Source organism: Enterobacter cloacae complex sp. OE43NF (assembly GCF_023544405.1).
Taxonomy (GTDB): Bacteria; Pseudomonadota; Gammaproteobacteria; order Enterobacterales; family Enterobacteriaceae; genus Enterobacter; species Enterobacter cloacae.
In genome coordinates, this window is the sequence record NZ_JAMJFW010000035.1 from 1 (window position 1) to 23,069 (window position 23,069).

Sequence of the window (23,069 nt, forward strand, 5' to 3'; positions counted from 1 at the left end):
AGTTCATGCCGTATTTTTTCAGTTTCTTACGCAGAGTACCACGGTTGATACCCATCATCAGCGCAGCGCGGGTTTGGTTACCGCGGGTGTATTGCATCACCATGTCCAACAGTGGCTGTTCAACTTCAGCCAGTACCAGCTCATACAGGTCATTAACATCCTGACCATTCAGTTGAGCAAAATAGTTCTTCAGTGCCTGTTTAACCGAGTCACGCAGGGGTTTTTGAGTTACCTGATCCTGAGAGTTAACGGTAGAAACGGTCAGTACGTCAGAATTTACGCGTTGTTCGAACATAGTTCTGTCAGCTCTTTATTTCATTACGCAAGATTTTCGAAGTATGCCTCCAACGCCTCCAGCTGTTCGCTGGCATCCTCTATGGCGTTGAATGTGCGCCGAAACTGGTCATTTGGAGCGTGCTCCTGGAGATACCAGGAGACGTGTTTACGCGCAATTCGGTACCCTTTTGCCTGACCGTAGTGGTCATGCAGTTCCCGAACATGCGAACAAAGCAAGCGCTTAACCTCTGCCAGTGGCAGCGGGGCAAGCAGCTCCCCAGTGTCCAGATAATGCTGGATTTCCCGAAAGATCCAGGGTCTTCCCTGAGCTGCACGTCCTATCATCAGAGCATCAGCTCCCGTATAGTCGAGCACAGCTCTGGCTTTAAGCGGGTCAGTAATGTCGCCATTCGCGATAATCGGAATGGAAACTTTCTGCTTAACTGCCCGAATGCTGTCGTATTCAGCTTCACCGTTGAACAAACAGGCGCGAGTGCGTCCATGAATGGTCAGGGCCTGAATGCCACAGTCTTCGGCCAGTTGGGCAATCTCTACACAGTTACGGTGTTCCGGCGACCAACCCGTGCGAATCTTCAACGTAACAGGAACGTCCACTGCGCTGACAACCGCCGTCAGGATTGACTTCACCTGGTCGGGGTATTGCAGAAGGGCTGAACCTGCAAGCTTGCGATTCACTTTTTTGGCCGGGCAACCCATGTTGATATCAATAATCTGGGCGCCACTTTCCACGTTAATCCGCGCGGCATCTGCCATCTCTTCAGGCACACTTCCGGCGATTTGCACGGTGCGAATACCTGGTTCATCAATGTGCACCATCCGAAGGCGGGATTTATCGCTTTCCCAGACCTGCGGGTTAGACGACATCATCTCGGAAACGGTTAAACCGGCTCCCATCTCATAACACAGCGTCCTGAACGGCCGGTCGGTAATACCTGCCATTGGGGCTGCGATCAGGCGATTTCTGAGCTGGTGGTGTCCGATGCGCATGAGTTAAGAAATGACCATACTGTGACTGCAAGGCGGCGTATATTACGCATTTTTTGCACGAGATGAAAGGCCAAACTTTGAACAATCCACTGTTGTAGATCAAGGAATCGCCACCCAGTCACAATGATGAAAATTATTTTTTATTTAAATCATTGTGTTATGTATTAACGGCGATTTTATGACCGCTTACAATTTCCCGTAACTTCTCATCATTTCTCAAAAAATGAATCCGTTGAGCGGGATATTCTGCTGTTTTTAGCAGCAGATTCTCCCGCTTCTATGCGATCTGCGTCGCATTTTAGAACATCATCTCAGTACGAAAAATGTTCTTATTTTTTACTGCCCGTGATGCGGCACCACTCTTCTTTTTCCACCACCGGATCGAGGGTGAAGAGATCGGCGTAGGCTTCGCAAACGCTGTCAGCCTGGCTTGCCAGGATCCCGGAAAGCCCCAGCAGACCGCCCTCAACGGGCAGCACGCTGATTAACGGTGCAAGCTCGCGTAATGGGCCCGCCAGGATGTTAGCGACCACCACATCGGCTTTCATGGCCTCTGGCTGCGCGTCCGGCAGATACAGCTCAAGGCGATCGGAAACGCCGTTACGCTCGGCGTTATCACGACTGGCCTGAATAGCCTGCGGATCGATATCGATCCCGATGGCTTTTGCGGCGCCCAGCTTCAGTGCGGCAATGGCGAGGATCCCGGATCCACAGCCGAAGTCGATCACGGTTTTCCCTTCCAGATCCAGGCCATCCAGCCACTGCAGGCACAGTGAGGTGGTCGGGTGGGTGCCGGTACCGAATGCCAGACCCGGGTCGAGCATCACGTTGACCGCGTTTACATCGGGAACTTCGCGCCAGCTTGGGCAGATCCACAGACGCTTGCCAAACTGCATGGGGTGGAAGTTATCCATCCACTCGCGTTCCCAGTCTTTGTCTTCCAGTTGTTCGATTTTGTGCGCAAAACCCACGCCCAGCAGAGGATGATGTTCCAGAATCGCGACCACTTCTTTCATGTCTGTTTCGGCATCAAACAGGCCAATCACGTCGGTATCGCCCCACAGGCGCGTTTCGCCCGGCAGCGGCTCAAAGACCGGCGTGTCATGCGTGTCCTGGAAGGTGATAGAGACCGAGCCGGCCTCCATCAGCGCATCGCTCAGCTCTTCGGCGTGAGCGCCGGTTGTGTTCAGTTTTAGTTGGATCCACGGCATGGCAAAACTCTTTATTTATCAGTAGACATCATAGCGGGTTGTGGGACGGGTTGACCGAAACGGTTCCCCACCACAAACGCCAGTAAACTTAACAGTAACGAAGGTACAATTGGATGGAAGCCCAGGTACTGGATCTTAAAGGTGGCGAGCACGGCGTACACGACACCGCCAACAATCATGCCGCTTAGCGCGCCCGCAGCATTCGCGCGTTCCCAGTACAGGCCAAGCACCAGAGGCCACAGGAAAACAGCTTCAAGGCCGCCAAACGCAAGCAGGTTCAGCCAGATGATCATCTCCGGTGGACGCCAGGCGGCCAGCAGCAGCAGCGCCCCTAATAACAACGTGATCACCGCAGACATCCGCTTTAAGCGTCGTTCGTTTTTCAACTGCTCGGGACGCAAATTCAGATAGAGATCTTTGATAATCGTAGCGGAACTTTGCAGCAACTGAGCGTTGATCGTCGACATAATGGCGGCCATCGGTGCGGCAAGGAAAATCCCGGCAGCAAAGGGTGGCAGGACTTTAACCATCAGGGTAGGGATCACCAGGTCGGGCACGGTAAGATCTGGGATCACCGCACGACCTAATGCACCCGCCAGATGCATTCCCAGCATCAGTATCGCCACCACAATGGTCCCGATAATAATGCCGCGATGGACCGCTTTACTGTCCTTATAGGAGATACACCGTACAGCGGTATGCGGCAGTCCAATGACGCCGAAGCAGACCAGCACCCAGAAGGAGGTCATAAAGGTGGGTGAAAGAATGTCATCTGCGCCCTCTGGAGTGACCAGTTTCGGGTCAATCGCTTCCAGGGTTTCAACAGCATGGCTCAGGCCGCCTGCCGCATGGACAATCCCCACCAGCAGCACAATGGTTCCGATGAGCATCACCATGCCCTGCAGGGTGTCGTTCAGTACGCTGGCGCGGAATCCACCAAACGCCGTATAAAGCGCGATACTGATCCCAAAGATAAGCAGGCCAGTCTCGTAAGGGATCCCTGCTGCGGTTTCAAGCAGACGTGCACCGCCAATAAACTGCACCGTCATCGCACCCACAAAGGCGACCAGCAGGCTTAGACTTGCCAGCCATACCAGTAAACGGCTGCGGTAGCGGGCAAACAGCATGTCGTTCAGCGTCACGGCATTATAGCGACGCGCCAGAATAGCGAACTTCTTGCCGAGTATACCCAGCGAAAGCCAGATAGCCGGGAGCTGTATCATCGCCAGCAGCACCCAGCCTAACCCATATTTATAGGCTGCCCCGGGACCGCCAATAAATGAGCTGGCGCTGATATAGGTGGCGGTGAGCGTCATCGCTAACACAATGCCGCCCATTGAACGGCTGCCGAGGAAATATTCGTTCAGGAAGGTGCCGGTTGCCCTTTTGCGCATGGCATACACGGACACGCCAAACACGACCAACAAATACGCGATAAGCGGCAGAATGACTTCAAGCTGCATCGTCGTCCTCCAGCGGGATATCGCGATAAATGAATTTCACCATTGCCCAGCACAGCAGGACAAAAATCAGCGGTACCAGCAGACAGGCCATTTCAAACCAGTGAGGCAGGCCGGTGATGCCAATTGCAGAATCAGGTAAGTAAGCGGTTACCAACCATGCGGCAAGATAGAGAAGGGTCAGCCACAGCGCCCAGCGCGCTTCTTTATGGGCCTGAACAAAACGTTTGTCCATTTTTTGTCCCTTGTGGATGAAGAAAGCGGGGATTGTACATGATGGGCCTTGACGATCCCCAGAAATAAAAAAGGCCGGTTAAACCGGCCTTTTAGCATAGATGCTTTCTTACTTCTCGTTGAGACCGAGTTTTTTCTCCAGATAGTGGATGTTCGTCCCACCATTCTGGAAGTGCTCGTCGCTCATGATGCGCATCTGCAGATCAACGTTGGTTTTGATACCGTCGATGATTAGCTCCTGCAGGGCGTTCTTCATGCGGGCAATCGCCACGTCACGGTTTTCGCCGTAGCAGATAAGCTTACCGATCATTGAGTCATAGTACGGCGGTACGGTGTAACCGGCGTAAATATGAGACTCCCAACGCACGCCAAAGCCACCCGGCGCGTGGAAACGCGTGATTTTACCCGGGCTTGGCAGGAAGGTATTCGGGTCTTCGGCGTTGATACGGCACTCGACCGCATGGCCTTTGACCACTACTTCTTCCTGTTTGATGGACAGAGGCTGGCCGGCAGCGATACGCAGCTGCTCTTTGATCAGGTCAACGCCGGTGATCATTTCGGTAACCGGGTGTTCAACCTGAATACGGGTGTTCATCTCAATGAAGTAGAACTCACCGTTTTCGAACAAGAATTCGAAGGTACCCGCCCCGCGATAGCCGATGTCGACACACGCTTTGGCACAACGCTCGCCGATGTAGCGACGCAGTTCCGGGGTAATGCCCGGTGCTGGTGCTTCTTCGACCACTTTCTGGTGACGACGCTGCATGGAGCAGTCACGTTCTGCCAGATAGATAGCGTTACCCTGACCGTCTGCCAGCACCTGAATTTCGATGTGGCGTGGGTTTTCCAGGTATTTTTCCATGTACACCATATCATTGCTGAAAGCTGCTTTCGCTTCCGCTTTGGTCATGGAGATGGACTGTGCCAGTTCAGCGTCGCTGCGCACTACGCGCATACCGCGACCGCCGCCGCCGCCGGACGCCTTGATGATCACCGGGTAGCCAATGCGTTTAGCATGAGCACGGTTTGCATCCATGTCGTCAGTCAGTGGGCCGTCAGAACCTGGAACGGTTGGAACACCGGCTTTTTTCATCGCGGTGATTGCAGACACTTTGTCACCCATCAGGCGGATGGTGTCAGCTTTCGGGCCGATGAAGATAAAGCCAGAGCGTTCAACCTGCTCAGCAAAGTTGGCGTTCTCGGAGAGGAAGCCATAACCCGGGTGAATTGCCACCGCGCCAGTGATTTCAGCGGCGCTGATGATTGCCGGGATGTTCAGATAGCTTTTTACGGACGGAGCCGGGCCGATACAGACCGTCTCATCCGCCAGCAATACGTGTTTTAAATCGCGATCCGCGCTTGAGTGCACAGCGACAGTCTTGATGCCCAGTTCTTTACAGGCACGAAGAATACGCAGTGCGATCTCGCCGCGGTTGGCGATAACAATTTTATCCAGCATGTTCGCCTCGTTACTCGATGACGACCAGCGGCTCGTCAAATTCTACCGGCTGACCACTTTCGACCAGAATCGCCTTCACAGTACCTGATTTGTCTGCTTCGATCTGGTTCATCATTTTCATGGCTTCAACGATACACAGGGTATCGCCTACGTTGACTTTCTGACCCACTTCGATGAACGCCTTCGCGTCCGGGCTCGGGGTGCGGTAGAAAGTACCAACCATTGGGGAACGTACGATGTGACCACTGATTTCTGCTGCAGCGGCAGGTGCGGCTTCAGTTGCGGCTGGCGCAACGGCTGCAGAGAGCGCAGGCTGCTGCACTGGCGCAGCATAAGCTTGCTGCATTACCGGGAAGCTAGCGGCTGGGGCTGCACGGCTGATGCGTACAGACTCTTCGCCTTCAGAAATTTCCAGTTCGGAGATGCCTGATTCTTCAACCAGCTCGATCAGTTTTTTAATCTTACGAATATCCATGAGTGGGTTCCGTACTCTTGTTTAGTGTGATTGTGACAGGCGTTTTACCGCTGTCTGTAAAGCGTATGAATAACCGTCTGCGCCCAGTCCGCAGATAACGCCAGCGGCGATATCCGACAGATACGAATGGTGGCGGAACGGCTCTCGGGCGTGCACGTTGCTGAGGTGGATCTCGATAAACGGGATACTCACCGCCAGCAGTGCGTCGCGGATAGCAACACTGGTGTGCGTAAACGCGGCCGGATTGATCAGGATATAGTCCACAGTGTCTTTAGCCTGATGAATACGGTCGATGAGTGCGTACTCCGCGTTTGACTGAAAATGATCCAAATCCACATTCAGTGACGCTGCTTCCGTGCCCAAACGGTTAACAATTTCACTCAATGTCAGCGTGCCATACTTCTCTGGCTCACGGGTGCCGAGCATGTTCAGGTTCGGTCCGTTTAAAACTAAGATTCGGAATTTTTCTGCCATTGTGTCGCTATCTCCTGCGAATCTCGGGTAAAAACCAAAATATACCTTTGAAACGCGAAAGTCACCTGATGACTTTCCTAAAATGCATTCAGGAAAACCAAAGTCGCACATTATAACGATTTCGTAGCATTTGGCAGCTAAATACTGGTCTTATCAGGGAAGATTATCAACCGCTATCCGAAAAAGAATGGCGGTTGATAAGTAATCTGCGGGAAAACGCACAGTTTCGCGAACTATCGCAACCACTGGCGGAACTTCTTGTAACGCCATGCTAAAAGCGCCAAAGCCAGCAGCGCGTAGAGGATGGGCTGAGGCGAGAGGATCTTCACGGACCACAGATAATGGATGGGTGCGAGGATCGCGACAAGATAGACGAAGTTGTGCAGCAACTGCCAGCGCTTACCCAGTTTTCGCTGCGCATATTGCGTGGATGTCAGCGCTAATGCCAGTAACACCAGCCAACTGACAATGCCCAGCGTCAGATAAGGACGCGTGACCAGTTCGCGGCCCAGCAGTGCCAGGTTGTTAATCCCCAGTTCCAGCAACGCGTAGCTGGTCAGGTGCAACGTGGCCCAGGCGAAACACCATAGCCCTAAAAGCCGACGTGTGCGTATCAATAGTGGCTGTTTAGCGTAGCGTGCCAGCGGCGAAACCAGCAAGGTCGCCAGTAAAAATTTCAGAGCCATCCGACCAGTAAAATGCTGGATATCTTTAGCCGGATCGGCACTAAAGAGCCCCTGGCTGGCGGCCCAGAACAACCAGATAAACGGGAGCAACCCGGCTAAATGCAGCAGCACTTTCAGCCAGGTTACCTGTTTTGCCGTTAAACGCACTCAGAAGTTCTCCCGTAAATTGAGGCCACGGTAGAGCGATGCCACTTCATCCGCATAGCCGTTAAAAAGCAGCGTGGGCTGACGCTTCACATCCAGCGCCCCGCCGGAACCGATAAACCGTTCCGTCGCCTGCGACCAGCGTGGGTGATCGACATGTGGGTTCACGTTGGCGAAGAAACCGTATTCGTCCGGCGCGGCGAGATTCCATGTTGTGGGCGGACGCTCACGGGTGAGCTTAATACTGACGATCGATTTAATGCCCTTGAAGCCATATTTCCACGGTACTGTCAGCCGGATGGGGGCGCCGTTCTGCGGCGGGAGCGCTTTACCGTAAACGCCGACGGTCAGAAGGGTAAGAGGATGCATGGCTTCGTCAAGGCGTAATCCTTCTACATAAGGATATGCAAGCCCACCGCCGATGAACCGGTCCTTCTGGCCTGGCATCTCGTCCGGGGCGTAACGCGTCTGGAATGCGACATATTTCGCATTGCTGGTGGGTTCAACCATTGCCAGCAGCTTATGCAGCGGAAAACCTACCCACGGTACCACCATCGACCAGGCTTCCACGCAGCGCATACGATAAATGCGTTCCTCTAACGGGAAACGGGTGGTGAGATCGTGATGATCCAGCGTTAAGGGTTTTGCCACTTCGCCGTCAATTTTCAACGTCCACGGATCGGTTTTCATGCTGCCTGCATTGGCCGCAGGATCGGCTTTATCAAGCCCGAATTCGTAGAAGTTGTTATAACCGGTGACTTTATCTTCTGGCGTGAGCGTCAGTTTGTTTTGCCACTCGGCAGGTTTCGTAAAGGTGAGCGGGGCACCGGAAGGGGCTTTTGGCCGATCGTTGCCTTTAAACCAGTCGAGCAAATCAGCGTGAGCCGCAGGTGTGAGCGACAACGCGGTGGCACTGATGCCAAGCATTTTCAGGATCTGGCGGCGCTGTAACATAAAGACAGATTCGGACGTTACGTCGGCTTCCGTCAGTTTTCGGGTTTTCATGGCATCCTCCGTCATGCGTTTTTCTAAGCATGACGGAGGAGAAGGATTAGCGCGAATATGTCACGAAAATTTGAAGATTAGGCAATTTTCACCAGCGCGCGGCCATGGAACTGATTATCCATGATCTTACCGGCATATTCCGGCGCCTGGCTGAGGGCGATTTCGGTTGCACTCTGCGTGAAGAAGGACTCAGGCAGGTCGCGCACCAGACGCTCCCAGGCTTCTGCACGACGGGCCGCCGGAGTCATGACGGAATCCACACCCTGCAGGCGCACGTTACGCAGGATAAAGGGCATAACGGTGGTTGGCAGGGCAAAACCGCCCGCCAGACCGCAGGCCGCCACGCAGCCACCGTAGTTCATCTGCGCCAGCACTTTTGCCAGCACGTTATTTCCGACGGTATCCACCGCTCCGGCCCAGATCTGTTTTTCCAGCGGACGGGTTTCGGCAAATTCGTCGCGGCCGAGAATGCGGCTGGCACCAAGCTGACGCAGGTAGTCATGGGTGCTTTCACGGCCTGAGACCGCGACGACCTGATACCCCAGTTTGTGCAGTAAAGCCACCGCCGTGCTGCCAACGCCACCGCTGGCCCCGGTCACGACTATCTCGCCTGACTCAGGGCGGATACCGGCATCTTCAAGGGCCATGACGCACAGCATGGCGGTAAAGCCTGCGGTGCCGATAATCATCGCTTTGCGGCCATCCAGCCCAGCAGGCATGGGCACCAGCCACTCGCCTTTCACCCGCGCCTGCGTTGCCAGCCCGCCCCAGTGATTTTCGCCGACGCCCCAGCCGGTGAGCAGCACCTGCTGGCCGACATGAAACCGCGGATCTTCGCTGGAATGAACGTGGCCTGCAAAATCAATCCCCGGCACCATCGGGAAATTTCGGATGATTTTACCTTTGCCGGTGATGGCCAGGGCATCCTTGTAATTCAGACTGGACCAGTCGATGTCGACGGTGACGTCGCCTTCGGGCAGACGGCTCTCATCAAGGGCTTGCACCGAGGCAACGGTATTGCCGTCCTGCTGTTCTAAGATCAAAGCCTGCATACAGGATCCTCACTATTCTGATGATTGGAAAATTCGTTCTGAAGACTATACTCGCTCAATGAAACGCTATGCCGATTTAACGCAATAAATTGCCAGATACACCAGGTTTGGTAGTATGGCGCATTTGAAATGCAAGTTAGCGCTTACTCGCTACCCATCAACCCACGGAGTAATCTCAAGGATGCGATTAACGACGAAGTTCTCAGCTTTTATCACGTTGCTGACGGGGTTAACCATTTTTGTCACGCTCCTTGGCTGCTCCCTGAGCTTTTATAACGCCATTCAGGACAAGCTGGTCAACCGGGTTGAGTCTGTTGCGTCGGTTATTGATACGCGTCTGATTACCACTCCGCTACCGGAACTCTCCCGCGAGCTGGATGAATTGATGGTACCGGTTGATATTGTGCAGGTCGACATCACCCAGGGAAAGCATCCGGTGCTAAGCCATCAGCGTCAGGGCAGCTATCGGCCTGCGGGCGTCGTGAGCCAGTATCGGGAAGTGAATGTCCATTCCCTTAAAAATCCGGGGATGACGATACGCCTGGTCTACCTCGATCCCATGGCCAGCTATTTCCGCTCGATGATGACCACCGCGCCACTCACCGTTGCCGTCGCCTTTATTGTCCTGCTGATTTTTCTTGCGGTTCGCTGGCTACGCCGTCAGCTCTCCGGTCAGGAGCTGCTGGAAAACCGCTCCGTGCGAATACTCAACGGGGAGCGCGGTCCGCAGGTGCGGGGGTCGGTCTATGAGTGGCCGTCCAGCACCAGCAGCGCGCTGGACACGCTGCTTTCCGAAATTCAGTTCGCCAGCGATCAGCGCAGCCGCATGGATACGCTGATCCGTTCCTATGCCGCGCAGGATAACAAAACCGGTCTGAATAACCGCCTGTTCTTTGATAATCAACTGGCCACGCTGCTGGACGACCCGGAAAAGGTAGGAACGCACGGGGTCGTCATGATGGTTCGTCTGCCGGATTTCGATCTCCTGCGCGATACCTGGGGACGCCGCGTGGCGGAAGAGAACCTCTTTACGCTCATCAACTTGCTGTCGACTTTTATTATGCGCTATCCCGGCGCGCTGCTGGCGCGCTATCACCGCAGCGACTTTGCGGTGTTGTTACCCCATCGCACACTTAAGGAGTCGGAGAGCATCGCCAGCCAGTTGCTGAAGGCGGTGGATGCGCTGCCGCAGAGCAAAATGCTTGACCGGGATGATATGGTGCATATGGGGATCTGCGCCTGGCGCGGCGGGCAGTCAACTGAACAGGTGATGGAGCATGCGGAAGCGGCAACCCGAAACGCGGTGCTGCAAGGGGCGAACGGTTGGGCGGTATATGACGATTCCCTGCCTGAGAAAGGGCGTGGCAATGTGCGCTGGCGTACCCTCATTGAACAAATGTTGAGCCGCGGTGGCCCCCGCCTTTATCAAAAACCGGCGGTGATGAAAAACGGCCATGTTCACCACCGTGAATTAATGTGTCGCATTTTCGACGGCACGGAAGAGGTTATTTCAGCGGAATATCTGCCGATGGTCCTGCAATTTGGACTCTCCGAAGAGTATGACCGTCAGCAAATTAGCCGACTGATTCCGTTTTTATCTTTTTGGCCTGAAGAAAGTCTGGCATTACAGGTGACCGTAGAGTCGTTAATTCGCCCGCGTTTTCAACGCTGGCTGCGCGATACATTAATGCAATGCGAAAAATCGCAACGCAAACACATTATTTTTGAACTTGCAGAGGCGGATGTTGGTCAACACATCAGCCGGTTACGTCCGGTGGTACGTTTGATCAATGCGCTGGGTGCGCGTGTGGCGGTGACACAGGCGGGCCTGACGCTGGTCAGTACCAGCTGGATCAAGGAGCTGGATGTGGAATTATTAAAGCTACATCCGGGGCTGGTCAGGAATATTGAAAAGCGCACGGAAAACCAGCTGCTGGTGCAGAGTCTGGTGGAAGCGTGTAAGGGAACGCGAACACAAGTATTTGCCACGGGCGTGCGCTCCAGAGGCGAATGGCAGATGTTGACAGAGCGTGGTGTGATGGGCGGTCAGGGGGATTTTTTTGCCGCCTCTCAGCCGCTTGACACCAATGTGAAAAAATATTTGCAAAGATACTCTGTTTGACCTGCCGTTTACGCTGTTTTCACGTAGAATATCGCGCCTGTAGCTTTGAGTATGACGAGCAAAAAGCCAGTGAACGACCTTTAGCGGGTTACAAATGAAAGTGAGGAACGCTACTGTGTACTCAGCCCTGAGGGAGTCAGGGGATGAATTTGTAACAGAAGGAAACGTGCTGCACAAATTTTCACCGCAGCAGGTGATTTTTGCGCCTTGTCGCTGCTGCGTGTGGTTGGTAAAGTAAGCGGATTTTGTTTTCCGCCCCAGCTTTCAGGATTATCCCTTAGTATGTTGAAAAAATTTCGTGGCATGTTTTCCAATGACCTGTCCATTGACCTGGGTACCGCGAATACCCTTATTTATGTAAAAGGACAAGGCATCGTATTGAATGAGCCTTCTGTTGTGGCCATTCGTCAGGATCGTGCCGGCTCGCCGAAAAGCGTAGCCGCAGTGGGTCATGACGCGAAGCAGATGCTGGGTCGTACCCCAGGTAACATCGCCGCGATCCGCCCAATGAAAGACGGCGTTATCGCTGACTTCTTCGTGACTGAAAAAATGCTTCAGCACTTCATCAAGCAGGTTCACAGCAACAGCTTCATGCGTCCAAGCCCACGTGTGCTGGTTTGTGTGCCGGTCGGTGCGACCCAGGTAGAACGTCGCGCAATTCGCGAATCTGCTCAGGGTGCAGGCGCGCGTGAAGTGTTCCTGATTGAAGAGCCAATGGCTGCGGCTATCGGTGCAGGCCTGCCTGTTTCTGAAGCCACCGGTTCGATGGTGGTTGATATCGGTGGTGGTACCACTGAAGTGGCCGTTATTTCCCTGAACGGCGTGGTTTACTCCTCTTCTGTGCGTATCGGTGGTGACCGTTTCGATGAAGCGATCATTAACTACGTGCGCCGTAACTACGGCTCCCTGATCGGTGAAGCGACCGCTGAGCGCATCAAGCACGAGATCGGTTCTGCTTATCCGGGTGATGAAGTTCGCGAAATCGAAGTGCGCGGCCGTAACCTGGCGGAAGGTGTGCCACGCGGCTTTACCCTGAACTCCAACGAAATTCTGGAAGCGCTGCAAGAGCCGCTGACCGGTATCGTGAGCGCGGTGATGGTTGCGCTGGAACAGTGCCCGCCTGAACTGGCGTCCGATATCTCTGAGCGCGGTATGGTTCTGACCGGTGGTGGTGCGCTGCTGCGTAACCTCGACCGCCTGTTAATGGAAGAGACAGGTATTCCTGTCGTAGTTGCAGAAGATCCACTGACTTGCGTCGCCCGTGGTGGTGGCAAGGCGCTGGAAATGATCGACATGCACGGCGGCGACTTGTTCAGCGAAGAGTAGTCATGGTGAAAGGGTAGCGAATCGCTACCCTTTCTCTCTGACACGAGAATACGCATAGCCTATGAAGCCAATTTTTAGCCGTGGCCCCTCGCTACAGTTTCGCCTGATCCTGGCGGTTCTGGTTGCGCTTGGTGTCATTATTGCCGATAGCCGCCTCGGTACGTTCAGCCAGATCAGAACGTACATGGATACCGCCGTCAGTCCTTTCTACTTTATATCCAATGGTCCCCGTGAACTGCTTGACTCCGTTTCTCAAACGCTGTCCTCACGTGACCAACTCGAACTTGAAAACCGGGCATTGCGCCAGGAACTGCTGTTGAAAAACAGCGAACTGCTGATGTTAGGGCAATACAAGCAGGAAAATGCGCGTCTGCGTGAGCTGCTTGGATCGCCGCTGCGTCAGGATGAGCAGAAGATGGTGACGCAGGTGATCTCCACCGTAAACGATCCTTACAGCGATCAGGTGGTGATCGACAAAGGTAGCGTGAATGGTGTGTATGAAGGTCAGCCTGTTATCAGTGATAAAGGTGTGGTGGGCCAGGTGGTCGCCGTCGCCAAACTGACCAGCCGTGTACTGCTGATCTGCGATGCCACCCATGCGCTGCCTATTCAGGTTCTGCGTAACGATATTCGCGTCATTGCGGCGGGTAACGGCTGCACGGACGATCTGCAGCTGGAGCACCTGCCAGCCAACACGGATATCCGTGTGGGCGACGTGCTGGTCACCTCCGGTCTGGGTGGACGTTTCCCTGAAGGGTATCCGGTTGCGGTTGTCTCTTCTGTGAAGCTTGATACGCAGCGTGCCTACACCGTGATTCAGGCGCGTCCAACGGCGGGTTTACAGCGTCTTCGCTACCTGCTGCTGCTGTGGGGAGCCGATCGTAACGGTGCCAACCCAATGACGCCTGAAGAGGTGCATCGCGTTGCCAATGAGCGCCTGATGCAGATGATGCCGCAGGTTCTTCCTGCTCCGGATGCGATGGGGCCGCCTGCGCCAGTACCCGCGCCGGCGACCGGGATAACGTATGCGCCGCCACCGCCTAAACTCTCATCCGGAGGGCAGTAGTGGCCAGTTATCGTAGCCAGGGACGCTGGGTTATCTGGCTCTCGTTTCTCATCGCGCTGTTGCTGCAGATAATGCCCTGGCCGGACGACATTCTTGTTTACCGGCCAAACTGGGTATTGCTCATTTTGCTCTACTGGATCCTTGCCCTGCCGCACCGCGTAAATGTTGGCACAGGCTTTGTAATGGGTGCCATACTGGATCTCATTAGTGGCTCAACGCTGGGTGTTCGTGCGTTATCCATGAGCATCATTGCATATCTCGTTGCACTCAAATTCCAGCTCTTTCGTAACCTCGCGCTCTGGCAACAGGCGCTGGTCGTGATGTTGTTGTCGCTTGCCGCGGATATCGTTGTTTTCTGGGCAGAGTTTTTAGTGATCAACGTCTCTTTCCGACCCGAAGTATTCTGGAGTAGTGTAGTCAACGGTGTGCTCTGGCCGTGGCTGTTCCTGCTGATGCGTAAGGTTCGCCAGCAGTTTGCTGTGCAGTAAAAGGTTTCTATGACGTCTATCTATCTTGCCTCCGGTTCTCCACGTCGTCAGGAGTTGCTCACGCAGTTGGGCATCGCTTTTGAACGTATCGTTACCGGCATCGAAGAAAAACGTGCTGAGGGCGAAAGTGCTCAGCAGTATGTTTCTCGCCTGGCGCGTGAGAAAGCGCAGGCTGGCGTTGCGTGCGTGCCACGCGACCTGCCGGTATTGGGGGCGGATACCATCGTTATCCTTAACGGTGAAGTGCTTGAGAAACCGCGAGACGCTGAGCATGCAGCACATATGCTGCACAAAATGTCCGGGCAAACGCATCAGGTGATGACCGCGGTGGCGCTGGCGGACAGCAAGCACGTGCTGGATTGTCTGGTGGTGACGGACGTGACCTTCAGAGTACTGACCAACGACGAGATCGCCGCGTATATTGCCAGCGGTGAACCGATGGATAAAGCAGGTGCATACGGTATTCAAGGGCTGGGTGGCTGTTTTGTCAGGAAGATAAATGGCAGCTATCACGCCGTAGTCGGCTTACCGCTGGTGGAAACGTATGAGTTGCTGAGCAATTTTAACTCACTGCGTGAGGGAAGGGATAATTATGACGGCTGAATTGTTGGTAAACGTAACGCCATCGGAAACCCGTGTGGCCTACATTGATGGTGGCATTCTTCAGGAAATTCATATTGAGCGTGAAGCGCGACGCGGAATAGTAGGCAATATCTACAAAGGTCGTGTCAGCCGCGTACTGCCGGGTATGCAGGCGGCTTTTGTAGATATTGGACTGGATAAGGCGGCATTTTTACATGCCTCCGATATCATGCCGCATACCGAGTGTGTCGCAGGCGAAGAGCAAAAGCAGTTTGCCGTACGCGACATTTCGGAGCTGGTGCGTCAGGGGCAGGATCTGATGGTGCAGGTGGTGAAAGACCCCCTTGGCACCAAAGGCGCCCGTCTGACAACCGACATCACATTACCTTCCCGTTACCTGGTATTTATGCCCGGCGCGTCGCACGTGGGGGTTTCCCAGCGTATTGAAAGTGAAAGCGAGCGCGAGCGCCTTAAGAAAGTGGTCAGCGCCTACTGCGACGAACAGGGCGGGTTTATCATCCGAACCGCCGCCGAAGGGGTTAGCGAAGAGGATCTGGCATCCGATGCGGCTTACCTGAAGCGCGTCTGGACCAAGGTGATGGAGCGTAAAAAACGCAACCAGACCCGCTATCAGCTGTACGGTGAGCTGGCGCTTGCCCAGCGCGTGCTGCGTGATTTTGCTGATGCTCAGCTCGACCGAATCCGCGTGGACTCGCGCCTCACCTACGAAGCGCTGCTCGAATTTACCGCTGAGTACATTCCGGAAATGCCTGGCCTGCTGGAACATTACACCGGGCGTCAGCCAATCTTCGATCTCTATGATGTCGAAAATGAGATCCAGCGTGCGCTGGAGCGCAAGGTTGAACTGAAGTCCGGCGGTTATCTGATCATCGATCAGACCGAAGCAATGACCACCGTGGACATCAACACCGGTGCGTTTGTCGGTCATCGCAACCTGGATGACACTATCTTCAATACCAACATTGAAGCGACACAGGCCATTGCGCGCCAGCTTCGTCTGCGCAACCTGGGTGGCATTATCATCATCGACTTTATCGATATGAATAATGAAGACCATCGCCGTCGTGTGCTGCACTCGCTTGAGCAGGCGCTGAGTAAAGATCGCGTGAAAACCAGCATTAACGGCTTCTCACAGCTGGGGCTGGTGGAAATGACGCGTAAACGGACCCGTGAAAGTGTGGAACATGTGCTGTGTAACGAGTGTCCAACCTGCCACGGACGCGGCACCGTAAAGACGGTGGAGACCGTCTGCTATGAGATCATGCGTGAAATTGTCCGCGTTCATCATGCCTACGACTCCGATCGTTTTCTGGTCTATGCTTCCCCTGCGGTGGCTGAAGCGCTGAAAGGTGAAGAGTCGCACGCGCTGGCGGAAGTGGAAATCTTTGTCGGCAAACAGGTAAAAGTACAAATTGAGCCGCTCTATAACCAGGAGCAATTTGACGTCGTCATGATGTAAGACGCAGTTCGCTGCGTGAAAAAGCTGACAAGGAGAGATGCGTGAGGCGATTGCCGGGGATATTACTGCTTACAGGGGCAACGCTTGTCGTGATTGTCGCGCTGCTCGTGAGTGGGCTGCGCCTCGTTTTACCGCATCTGGACAGCTGGCGTCCGCAGGTGCTGGCGAAGATCGAATCCGCCACCGGTGTGCCGGTTGACGTAAGCCAGGTCAGCGCCAGTTGGCAAAACTTTGGCCCGACGCTGGATGCCCGGGACATCAGTGCCAGCCTGAAAGATGGCGGCTATCTGAAAATCAAACGCGTGACCCTGGCACTGGATGTCTGGCAAAGCCTGCTGCACATGCGCTGGCAGTTCCGCGATCTCACCTTTTATCAGCTTCAGTTTTTGACCAACACGCCGCTCTCCGGCGGGGATAACACGCAGAGCCTTGAAGCCAACCGCCTGAGCGATCTCTTCCTGCGTCAGTTCGATCATTTCGATCTGCGCGACAGCGAAGTGAGCTTTATTACCCTTTCCGGCCAACGCGCCGAACTGAAGATCCCCCAACTGACCTGGCTTAACGGCAAAGAGCGTCACCGTGCCGAGGGGCAGGTGAACCTCTCCAGCCTGAACGGCCAGCATGGGGTCATGCAGGTCCGTATGGATCTGCGTGATGACGACGGCTTGCTCAACAACGGCAAGGTGTGGCTACAGGCTGACGACGTGGATGTGAAGCCGTGGCTCGGCGACTGGCTGCAGCAAAACATGCAGCTGGAAACGGCCCGTTTTAGCCTGGAAGGCTGGATGACCCTGACGAAAGGCGTGTTCGCCAGCGGCGATATCTGGCTGAAGCAGGGCGGTGCAAGCTGGCAAGGCGAAAGCAAGCAGCATCAACTCTCTGTAGATAACCTCACCGCACATGTGACGAAAGAGAAAGGGGGCTGGCAGTTTGCCATCCCGGATACGCGCATCACCATGGACGGCAAACCCTGGCCGCGCGGCGCGCTGACGCTGGCATGGATGCCTGAGCAGGATGTCGGCGGCACGAATAATAAGCGTAGCGATGAGCTGCGTATCCGCGCCACGCATCTCGATTTGGCGGCTATTGAAGGGCTGCGCTCCATGGCAGCGAAGCTCTCTCCGGATTTGGGTGACGTTTGGCTGGCGACGCAGCCAAGTGGGGAAATTGATGCCCTCGCGCTGGATATCCCGCTGCAGGCAACCGAGAAAACCCGCTTCCAGGCGACGTGGAAAGATCTGGCCTGGAAACAGTGGAAACTGCTGCCGGGGGCTGAGAACTTCAGCGGCAAGCTGGAGGGCAGCGTTGAGAACGGCAGGATGACCGTTGAGATGCATGACGCCAAAATGCCTTATGAAACGGTCTTCAGGGCACCTCTGGAAATTGAAAAAGGCAACGCGGTGCTTAACTGGCTGCGCAACGATAAAGGCTTCCAGCTTGATGGCCGCCATATCGATGTGAAAGCCAAAGCGGTTCATGCCCGCGGGGATTTCCGCTATTTAAAGCCTGAAGGTGAAGAGCCGTGGCTGGGTATTCTGGCGGGGATCAGCACCAGCGACGGTTCTCAGGCCTGGCGTTACTTCCCGGAAAACCTGATGGGAAAAGCGCTTGTGGACTACCTGAGCGGGGCGATTCAGGGCGGTCAGGCGGATAACGCCACCCTGGCCTATGGCGGCAATCCGCATCTTTTCCCATACAAACATAACGAAGGTCAGTTCCAGGTGCTGGTGCCGTTGCACAACGCTACCTTTGCGTTCCAGCCGGGCTGGCCTGCACTGAAAAACCTCGATATCGAGCTTAATTTTCTCAATGACGGGTTGTGGATGAAGTCAGACAGCGTCGCGCTGGGCGGCGTGACGGCCACCAACCTGACGGCAAATATCCCCGATTACTCAAAAGAGAAACTGCTGATTGATGCCGATATCAACGGGCCGGGCAAGGCGGTCGGTCCCTATTTTGAAGAGACGCCGCTGAAAGCTTCGCTGGCTGCCACGCTTGAGCAACTTCAGCTTGATGGCGATGTGAATGCTCGCTTACATCTGGATATCCCGCTGGACGGCGAAATGACCACCGCCAAAGGTGACGTCCGCCTGAACAACAACAGCCTGTATATCAAACCGCTGGAAAGTACGCTGAAGAACCTCAGCGGACAGTTCAGCTTTGTGAACGGCAACCTGAAGAGTGAGCCGCTCACAGCCAACTGGTTCAATCAGCCCGTCAACATCGACTTCTCGACCACCGAGGGGGAGAAGGCCTACCAGGTGGCTGTCAATCTGGACGGTAACTGGCAACCCTCGCGGATGGATGTACTGCCGAAACCCATTCAGGAGTCGGTTGATGGTGCAGCCGCCTGGAAGGGGAAGGTGGATATTGAACTGCCCTACCACGCCGGTACGAAGTATAAGGTCGATCTTACTGGCGATCTGAAAAATCTCAGCAGCCAGCTGCCTGCACCGCTGGATAAACAGGCCGGACAGGCGCTGCCCGTGACGCTTAACGTCGTGGGCAACCTGAACAGCTTCGAGTTAACCGGCAGCGCGGGTGGCACGAATCATTTCAACAGCCGCTGGCTGCTCAACCGTAAGCTGACGCTGGACAAAGCCATCTGGACGACGGACAGCCGAACCACGCCTCCGCTCCCGGATCACCAGGGCATTGAGCTGAATCTCCCGCCGATGGATGGCGCGCAGTGGCTGGCGCTGTTCCAGAAAGGCGTCGGGCAAAACGTGGATGAGGCGGCGCAGTTCCCGCAAACCATCACCGTGCGCACACCGTCGCTCACGCTGGGTGGGCAACAGTGGAACAACCTGAGTATCGTCTCTCAGCCCACGGCTAACGGCTCGAAAGTAGAGGCTCAGGGCAGGGAGATCAACGCCACCCTGACCATGCGCGATAACGCCCCGTGGCAGGCGGCAATCCGCTATCTCTACTACAACCCGGCAACGGCGGGCGGGAAAGATCAATCGACTCCGGCATCGCCGTTGAGTAACACTTCCCGCGTGGACTTCAGCGGCTGGCCGGATCTGCAACTGCGCTGTGCTGAGTGCTGGCTGTGGGGACAAAAATATGGCCGCATTGACGGTGACTTCGCGATTCAGGGCAACACGCTGAGCCTCACGGGTGGGCTGGTGGATACCGGCTTTGGTCGTCTGACGGCCGCGGGCGAGTGGGTGAATAACCCAGGCGAACAGCGCACCTCGCTGAAAGGCGACATTAAGGGTAACAAACTGGATGCAGCAGCCAATTTCTTTGGTATCAGCACGCCGCTGCGCGGCTCGTCATTTGACGTCGATTACGATCTTCACTGGCGTGACGCGCCGTGGAAGCCGGATGAGGCCTCGCTTAACGGCATACTGAAAACCCGCTTCGGAAAAGGTGAAATTGCCGATGTGAGCACGGGACGCGCCGGGCAGATCCTGCGTCTCCTGAGCTTTGATGCGCTGCTGCGTAAGCTGCGTTTTGATTTCAGCGATACCTTCAGCGAAGGGTTCTACTACGATTCCATCCGCAGTACGGCGTGGATCAAGGACGGCGTTATGCATACGGACGACACGCTGGTGGATGGCCTGGAAGCGGATATCGCCATGAAGGGCTCGGTTAACCTTGTACGTCGCGAGCTGGATATGGAAGCCGTTGTGGCGCCAGAAATCTCCGCGAGCGTGGGAGTGGCAGCTGCCTTTGTGGTGAACCCGATTGTTGGTGCTGCGGTGTTTGCCGCCAGTAAAGTGCTGGGGCCGCTGTGGAGCAAGGTCTCTATTCTGCGCTACCGCATCACCGGTCCGGTGGATAAACCGCAGATTAATGAAGTGCTGCGCCAGCCGCGCAAAGATGCACAGCAATGATTTGACGTGGGCAGGTAATTGCCTCACTCTCAATAAATACGATCTTTATACCGCCACAGGCGGCAACGAACGAGTAGCAATACGATGAGTCTGAACCTGGTAAGTGAACATTTGCTCGCAGCGAACGGCCTGAGCCATCAGGACCTGTTCTCCATTCTTGGTCAACTGACCGAACGCCGTCTCGACTACGGCGATCTCTATTTCCAGTCGAGCTATCACGAATCCTGGGTTTTAGAAGACAGCATCATCAAAGATGGTTCTTACAACATTGACCAGGGCGTTGGCGTGCGCGCCATCAGCGGCGAGAAAACCGGTTTTGCCTATGCGGACCAGATAAGCCTGGCTGCGCTGGAGCAGAGCGCGCAGGCGGCACGTACCATCGTGCGTGACGCAGGCGATGGCCGTGTTAAAACGCTGGGTGAGGTGCAGCATTCTGCGCTCTACACCAGCATCGACCCGCTGCAGAGCATGAGCCGTGAAGAGAAGCTGGATATCTTGCGCCGCGTGGACAAAGTGGCGCGTGCTGCTGATAAACGCGTACAGGAAGTGTCTGCCAGCCTGAGCGGTGTCTATGAACTGATTCTGGTCGCGGCGACGGACGGCACCCTGGCGGCGGATGTCCGTCCGCTGGTGCGTCTCTCCATCAGCGTGCAGGTGGAAGAGGACGGCAAGCGCGAGCGTGGCTCAAGCGGCGGCGGTGGTCGTTTTGGTTATGACTGGTTCCTGGGTGACGTCGACGGTGAAGCCCGTGCCGACGCGTGGGCAAAAGAAGCCGTGCGTATGGCGATGGTGAATCTTTCTGCCGTGGCGGCACCTGCGGGGACATTCCCGGTGGTACTGGGCGCTGGCTGGCCGGGCGTGCTGCTGCATGAAGCCGTGGGGCATGGTCTGGAAGGGGACTTTAACCGCCGCGGCACCTCGGTATTTAGCGGTCAGATAGGGCAGCTTGTCTCCTCTGAACTGTGCACGGTGGTGGATGACGGTACCATGGTTGATCGCCGTGGCTCTATCTCCATCGATGATGAAGGTACGCCGGGTCAGTACAACGTGCTGATCGAAAACGGTGTGCTGAAAGGCTATATGCAGGACAAACTGAACGCGCGCCTGATGGGCGTGGCGCCAACGGGTAACGGCCGTCGTGAATCTTATGCGCATCTGCCGATGCCGCGTATGACTAACACCTACATGCTGCCAGGCCAGTCCACGCCGCAGGAGATCATCGAGTCTGTTGATTACGGGATCTTCGCGCCAAACTTTGGCGGTGGTCAGGTGGATATCACCTCCGGTAAATTCGTCTTCTCTACGTCAGAAGCGTATCTGATCGAAAAAGGCAAAGTGACCAAAGCGGTGAAAGGCGCGACGCTGATTGGTTCCGGTATCGAAGCCATGCAGCAGATCTCCATGGTCGGTAACGATCTCAAGCTGGACAACGGCGTGGGTGTCTGCGGTAAAGAGGGCCAGAGCCTGCCAGTGGGCGTGGGCCAGCCGACACTCAAGGTCGATAACCTCACGGTGGGCGGCACGGCGTAATTTTCTCCCCTCACCCTAACCCTCTCCCCAACGGGGAGAGGGGAAATACCTACTCTTTCCTTCTTCCCCGCATGCCCTGAAACAGTTCGGCAACCTCCACAAAATACTCGGTCAGATAGTTAATGCACACCTGCACCTTAAGCGGCAGTTTGTCTTTTTCGGTATACAGGGCATACACCGGACGCGGATCGGACTGGTAGCGAGGGAACAGGATCTCCAGCACTCCGCTGTTGATCTCATTGATCACCCACATTAACGGGACGTAAGCGATCCCGGCGCCCGCCACCAGCCAGCGCGAGATGGTCATCGGGTCGTTGGTGACAAACCGTCCTTCCGGCAGCAGTCGGGTAGAAATGCCTTCCGGGGCAATCAGTTCAAATTCATTATCGGGGCGGACGCTGTACTCCAGCCAGGAGTGGTTGGCGAGATCGGCTGGTTTCTCCGGCACGCCGTACTGCGCCAGATAGCTCTTCGAGGCACAGACCACCATCGGCATACTCCCGAGTCGACGGGAGAAGAGGCTGGAGTCCTGCAGCGCGCCAACGCGGATCACCACATCCAGCCCGTCTGCGATCAGGTCCGGGGCGGGAATACCGGTAACCAGATTCACGGTTAATCCCGGATATTCTTTCAGCATCTCTGCGGTCATGGCGGCGAGAACATTTTGTGCCATAGTTGAAGAACAGCCAATCCGTAGTGTCCCGATGGGCGTGTTGTTAAAGGCATAGAGCTGCTCGTGAACATCCTGCACTTCATGCATCATGCGGCGACAGCCCTGATAGTAAATTTTACCCGCCTCCGTCAGACCAATACTGCGGGTGCTGCGGTTGAGCAGCTTCACCTGCAGTTCATCTTCCAGTTTTGACACCGTCTGACTGATGGAGGAGACGCTCATCTGCAACTGCCGGGCAGCAGCAGTAAATGAGCCAAGTTCAACCACTTTGGCGAAGACCGACATGCGTTTTAAACGTTCCATTGTTCACTCTGGCTTAAAAGTGATTTAGATCACATATTATAGATAACAGCATAACAGTTACGTTAATATATTATTAATTACATAACGGCTGCGCCATTCTCGCCCGGCGTTTCTTGCTCTCCCGCGGTGGCGTGCGCTAAAAATTCTGAAGCCTGCACTCTCTCTTATCAAGG

20 protein-coding genes are annotated in these 23,069 nt (G+C 55.1%); 8 read left to right on the top strand and 12 right to left on the bottom strand.

Annotated elements, in window-relative coordinates; genetic code table 11:
* From fis to acuI, 11 genes are all read right to left on the bottom strand, one after another.
* On the bottom strand, positions 1-295 hold a 295-nt coding region (fis, locus tag M8370_RS16170; protein ID WP_000462905.1), incomplete at its 3' end, for a DNA-binding transcriptional regulator Fis.
* A gap of 23 nt (positions 296-318) precedes the next feature.
* On the bottom strand, positions 319-1,284 hold the full coding sequence (gene dusB / locus M8370_RS16175) for a tRNA dihydrouridine synthase DusB (protein WP_013098996.1): 966 nt from the start codon (positions 1,282-1,284) through the stop codon (positions 319-321).
* Between the two features lie 329 nt (positions 1,285-1,613).
* Positions 1,614-2,495 carry a 50S ribosomal protein L11 methyltransferase gene (prmA, locus tag M8370_RS16180; RefSeq protein ID WP_250021380.1) on the bottom strand — a complete coding sequence of 294 codons (882 nt, stop codon included), beginning with the start codon at positions 2,493-2,495 and terminating at the stop codon, positions 1,614-1,616.
* Positions 2,496-2,506: 11 nt separating this feature from the next.
* Positions 2,507-3,958, bottom strand: a complete 1,452-nt coding sequence (panF, locus tag M8370_RS16185; protein ID WP_020687390.1) for a sodium/pantothenate symporter — start codon at positions 3,956-3,958, stop codon at positions 2,507-2,509.
* Positions 3,948-4,190, bottom strand: coding sequence for a YhdT family protein (locus tag M8370_RS16190; protein WP_047351792.1), 243 nt, complete (start codon positions 4,188-4,190; stop codon positions 3,948-3,950). Before M8370_RS16190 ends, panF begins: the two co-directional genes overlap by 11 nt.
* Before the next feature lie 108 nt (positions 4,191-4,298).
* Entirely contained in the window at positions 4,299-5,648 is a 1,350-nt protein-coding gene (gene accC, locus M8370_RS16195) for an acetyl-CoA carboxylase biotin carboxylase subunit (RefSeq protein WP_003860388.1), read from the bottom strand.
* Positions 5,649-5,658: 10 nt separating this feature from the next.
* Complete coding sequence (accB, locus tag M8370_RS16200; RefSeq protein ID WP_013098992.1) at positions 5,659-6,123, bottom strand: acetyl-CoA carboxylase biotin carboxyl carrier protein; 465 nt, start codon at positions 6,121-6,123, stop codon at positions 5,659-5,661.
* 21 nt (positions 6,124-6,144) lie between these two features.
* Positions 6,145-6,597 carry a type II 3-dehydroquinate dehydratase gene (gene aroQ, locus M8370_RS16205; RefSeq protein WP_013098991.1) on the bottom strand — a complete coding sequence of 151 codons (453 nt, stop codon included), beginning with the start codon at positions 6,595-6,597 and terminating at the stop codon, positions 6,145-6,147.
* A gap of 233 nt (positions 6,598-6,830) precedes the next feature.
* A complete protein-coding gene (msrQ, locus tag M8370_RS16210) occupies positions 6,831-7,430 on the bottom strand; it encodes a protein-methionine-sulfoxide reductase heme-binding subunit MsrQ (RefSeq protein WP_013098990.1) in 600 nt (199 codons plus the stop codon).
* Complete coding sequence (msrP, locus tag M8370_RS16215) at positions 7,431-8,432, bottom strand: protein-methionine-sulfoxide reductase catalytic subunit MsrP (RefSeq protein ID WP_013098989.1); 1,002 nt, start codon at positions 8,430-8,432, stop codon at positions 7,431-7,433.
* Between the two features lie 77 nt (positions 8,433-8,509).
* Positions 8,510-9,484: an acrylyl-CoA reductase (NADPH) gene (gene acuI, locus M8370_RS16220; RefSeq protein ID WP_250021382.1), complete on the bottom strand. Its 975-nt coding sequence runs from the start codon at positions 9,482-9,484 to the stop codon at positions 8,510-8,512.
* Between the two features lie 181 nt (positions 9,485-9,665).
* On the opposite strand from acuI, the gene csrD reads away from it, so the two are divergent.
* From csrD to tldD, 8 genes are all read left to right on the top strand, one after another.
* On the top strand, positions 9,666-11,606 hold the full coding sequence (gene csrD, locus M8370_RS16225; protein WP_013098987.1) for an RNase E specificity factor CsrD: 1,941 nt from the start codon (positions 9,666-9,668) through the stop codon (positions 11,604-11,606).
* 282 nt (positions 11,607-11,888) lie between these two features.
* Positions 11,889-12,932, top strand: a complete 1,044-nt coding sequence (mreB, locus tag M8370_RS16230; protein ID WP_000913396.1) for a rod shape-determining protein MreB — start codon at positions 11,889-11,891, stop codon at positions 12,930-12,932.
* 61 nt (positions 12,933-12,993) lie between these two features.
* Positions 12,994-13,998: a rod shape-determining protein MreC gene (mreC, locus tag M8370_RS16235; protein WP_250021384.1), complete on the top strand. Its 1,005-nt coding sequence runs from the start codon at positions 12,994-12,996 to the stop codon at positions 13,996-13,998.
* Positions 13,998-14,486 (top strand): rod shape-determining protein MreD, encoded by a 489-nt coding sequence (gene mreD, locus M8370_RS16240; RefSeq protein WP_013098985.1) that lies wholly within the window; start codon positions 13,998-14,000, stop codon positions 14,484-14,486. The genes mreC and mreD overlap by 1 nt, the downstream gene beginning before the upstream one ends.
* Before the next feature lie 9 nt (positions 14,487-14,495).
* Positions 14,496-15,089, top strand: a complete 594-nt coding sequence (locus M8370_RS16245; RefSeq protein ID WP_038420713.1) for a Maf family protein — start codon at positions 14,496-14,498, stop codon at positions 15,087-15,089.
* Positions 15,079-16,548: a ribonuclease G gene (gene rng, locus M8370_RS16250; RefSeq protein ID WP_014833490.1), complete on the top strand. Its 1,470-nt coding sequence runs from the start codon at positions 15,079-15,081 to the stop codon at positions 16,546-16,548. Before M8370_RS16245 ends, rng begins: the two co-directional genes overlap by 11 nt.
* Before the next feature lie 41 nt (positions 16,549-16,589).
* Complete coding sequence (gene yhdP, locus M8370_RS16255) at positions 16,590-20,390, top strand: AsmA2 domain-containing protein YhdP (protein WP_250021386.1); 3,801 nt, start codon at positions 16,590-16,592, stop codon at positions 20,388-20,390.
* 84 nt (positions 20,391-20,474) lie between these two features.
* A complete protein-coding gene (gene tldD, locus M8370_RS16260; RefSeq protein ID WP_020687383.1) occupies positions 20,475-21,920 on the top strand; it encodes a metalloprotease TldD in 1,446 nt (481 codons plus the stop codon).
* Positions 21,921-21,969: 49 nt separating this feature from the next.
* Here the strand turns inward: tldD and aaeR are convergent, their stop codons facing one another.
* A complete protein-coding gene (aaeR, locus tag M8370_RS16265) occupies positions 21,970-22,896 on the bottom strand; it encodes an HTH-type transcriptional activator AaeR (protein WP_013098979.1) in 927 nt (308 codons plus the stop codon).
* Positions 22,897-23,069 lie beyond the last annotated feature (173 nt).